Annotated in this window: 1 rRNA gene; it reads left to right on the plus strand. The window is 57.8% G+C overall.

Features of this window, described 5'->3' with window-relative positions:
• Positions 1–116: 116 nt before the first annotated feature.
• A 23S ribosomal RNA gene (locus tag HOY81_RS26915) occupies positions 117–3,238 on the plus strand.
• Positions 3,239–3,276 lie beyond the last annotated feature (38 nt).

Here is a 3,276-nt window from a genome sequence, read left to right on the forward strand (position 1 = left end):
CGGCTGTTGTTGTGGCTGGTCTTCGGGTGCCGGTCCCAGTGAACTCGGGTGTTGTGCCTGGGGTGGTGGGTGGCTGGTTGTTGTTTGAGAACTGCACAGTGGACGCGAGCATCTGTGGCCAAGTTTTTAAGGGCGCACGGTGGATGCCTTGGCACCAGGAACCGATGAAGGACGTGGGAGGCCGCGATAGGCCCCGGGGAGCTGTCAACCGAGCTGTGATCCGGGGGTGTCCGAATGGGGAAACCCGGCAGTCGTCATGGGCTGTCACCCGCACCTGAATGTATAGGGTGTGTGGAGGGAACGCGGGGAAGTGAAACATCTCAGTACCCGTAGGAAGAGAAAACAACCGTGATTCCGGGAGTAGTGGCGAGCGAAACCGGATGAGGCTAAACCGTATGTGTGTGATACCCGGCAGGGGTTGCGCATGCGGGGTTGTGGGAGTTCTCTTGGCTGTTCTGCCGGACAGTCGGCGAGTCAGAAATTGCAGGTGTAGGCGAAGGGCATGCGAAAGGCCCGGCGTAGAGGGTAAGACCCCCGTAGCTGAAACGTCTGCAACTCGTTTGAGGATTTCCCAAGTAGCATGGGGCCCGAGAAATCCTGTGTGAATCTGGCGGGACCACCCGTCAAGCCTAAATATTCCCTGGTGACCGATAGCGGATAGTACCGTGAGGGAATGGTGAAAAGTACCCCGGGAGGGGAGTGAAAGAGTACCTGAAACCGTGTGCCTACAAGCCGTGGGAGCGTCGCGCATCGAGCTTGCTCGGTGCGTCGTGACTGCGTGCCTTTTGAAGAATGAGCCTGCGAGTTTGCGGCATGTTGCGAGGTTAACCCGTGTGGGGGAGCCGTAGCGAAAGCGAGTCCGAAGAGGGCGGTTGAGTAGCGTGTCCTAGACCCGAAGCGGAGTGATCTAGCCATGGGCAGGGTGAAGCGCGGGTAAGACCGTGTGGAGGCCCGAACCCACCAGGGTTGAAAACCTGGGGGATGACCTGTGGTTAGGGGTGAAAGGCCAATCAAACTCCGTGATAGCTGGTTCTCCCCGAAATGCATTTAGGTGCAGCGTCGTGTGTTTCTTGCCGGAGGTAGAGCACTGGGTAGGCGATGGGCCTTACCGGGTTACTGACCTTAGCCAAACTCCGAATGCCGGTAAGTGAGAGCGCGGCAGTGAGACTGTGGGGGATAAGCTCCATGGTCGAGAGGGAAACAGCCCAGAGCATCGACTAAGGCCCCTAAGCGTGTGCTAAGTGGGAAAGGATGTGGAGTCGCAGAGACAACCAGGAGGTTGGCTTAGAAGCAGCCATCCTTGAAAGAGTGCGTAATAGCTCACTGGTCAAGTGATTCCGCGCCGATAATGTAGCGGGGCTCAAGTACACCGCCGAAGTCGTGTCACTCCAGCGTAACTCCTAACGGGGGCTGGGGTGGGTAGGGGAGCGTCGTGTGCCGGGTGAAGCAGCGCCGGAAGGTAGTTGTGGACGGTGTACGAGTGAGAATGCAGGCATGAGTAGCGATACGCACGTGAGAAACGTGTGCGCCGATTGACTAAGGGTTCCTGGGTCAAGCTGATCTGCCCAGGGTAAGTCGGGGCCTAAGGCGAGGCCGACAGGCGTAGTCGATGGATAACCGGTTGATATTCCGGTACCCGCTGTGGAGCGTCAAACATCGAATCTGGTGATGCTAAGCCCGTGAAGCCTGCCTGGGTCTTCGGACCTGGGTGTGGTGGAGCCGGTGGCCCGAGCTGGTAGTAGGTGAGTGATGGGGTGACGCAGGAAGGTAGTCCATCCCGGGCGGTGGTTGTCCCGGGGTAAGGGTGTAGCCCGTTGTGCAGGTAAATCCGTGCAACGTGAAGGGGTGAGACCTGATGCCGAGCCGATTGTGGTGAAGTGGATGAGCCTATGCTGTCGAGAAAAGCCTCTAGCGAGTTTCATGGCGGCCCGTACCCTAAACCGACTCAGGTGGTCTGGTAGAGGATACCGAGGCGTTCGGGTGAACTGTGGTTAAGGAACTCGGCAAAATGCCCCCGTAACTTCGGGAGAAGGGGGGCCAGGCCTGGTGATGGGGTTTTCCCCTTGAGCTGGGTGTGGCCGCAGAGACCAGCGAGAAGCGACTGTTTACTAAAAACACAGGTCCGTGCGAAGCCGTAAGGCGATGTATACGGACTGACGCCTGCCCGGTGCTGGAACGTTAAGGGGACCGGTTAATCACCTTTCGGGGTGGTGAAGCTGAGAACTTAAGCGCCAGTAAACGGCGGTGGTAACTATAACCATCCTAAGGTAGCGAAATTCCTTGTCGGGTAAGTTCCGACCTGCACGAATGGCGTAACGACTTCTTGACTGTCTCAACCACAGGCCCGGTGAAATTGCAGTACGAGTAAAGATGCTCGTTTCGCGCAGCAGGACGGAAAGACCCCGGGACCTTTACTACAGCTTGATATTGGTGTTCGGTTCGGCTTGTGTAGGATAGGTGGGAGACTGTGAAGCTCGAGCGCCAGCTTGGGTGGAGTCGTTGTTGAAATACCACTCTGGTCGTGCTGGATGTCTAACCCGGGTCCGTGATCCGGATCGGGGACAGTGTCTGGTGGGTAGTTTAACTGGGGCGGTTGCCTCCCAAAGGGTAACGGAGGCGCCCAAAGGTTCCCTCAGCCTGGTTGGTCATCAGGTGGTGAGTGTAAGTGCACAAGGGAGCTTGACTGTGAGACTGACGGGTCGAGCAGGGACGAAAGTCGGGACTAGTGATCCGGCGGTGGCTTGTGGAAGCGCCGTCGCTCAACGGATAAAAGGTACCCCGGGGATAACAGGCTGATCTTCCCCAAGAGTCCATATCGACGGGATGGTTTGGCACCTCGATGTCGGCTCGTCGCATCCTGGGGCTGGAGTCGGTCCCAAGGGTTGGGCTGTTCGCCCATTAAAGCGGTACGCGAGCTGGGTTTAGAACGTCGTGAGACAGTTCGGTCCCTATCCGCTGTGCGCGTAGGAGTCTTGAGAAGGGCTGTCCCTAGTACGAGAGGACCGGGACGGACGGACCTCTGGTGTGCCAGTTGTTCTGCCAAGGGCATGGCTGGTTGGCTACGTTCGGGATGGATAACCGCTGAAAGCATCTAAGCGGGAAGCCTGCTTCGAGATGAGGGCTCCCTCCCCCTTTGAGGGGTTAAGGCTCCCGGGAGATGACCGGGTTGATAGGCCGGATATGGAAGCTCAGTAATGGGTGGAGTTGACCGGTACTAATAGGCCGAGGGCTTGTCCGTAGGTGCTCGCGTTCACTGTGTGGTTTCTGAGACAGCAA

The sequence above is a fragment of the Streptomyces sp. JJ36 genome, assembly GCF_021696945.1.
Taxonomy (GTDB): domain Bacteria; phylum Actinomycetota; class Actinomycetes; order Streptomycetales; family Streptomycetaceae; genus Streptomyces.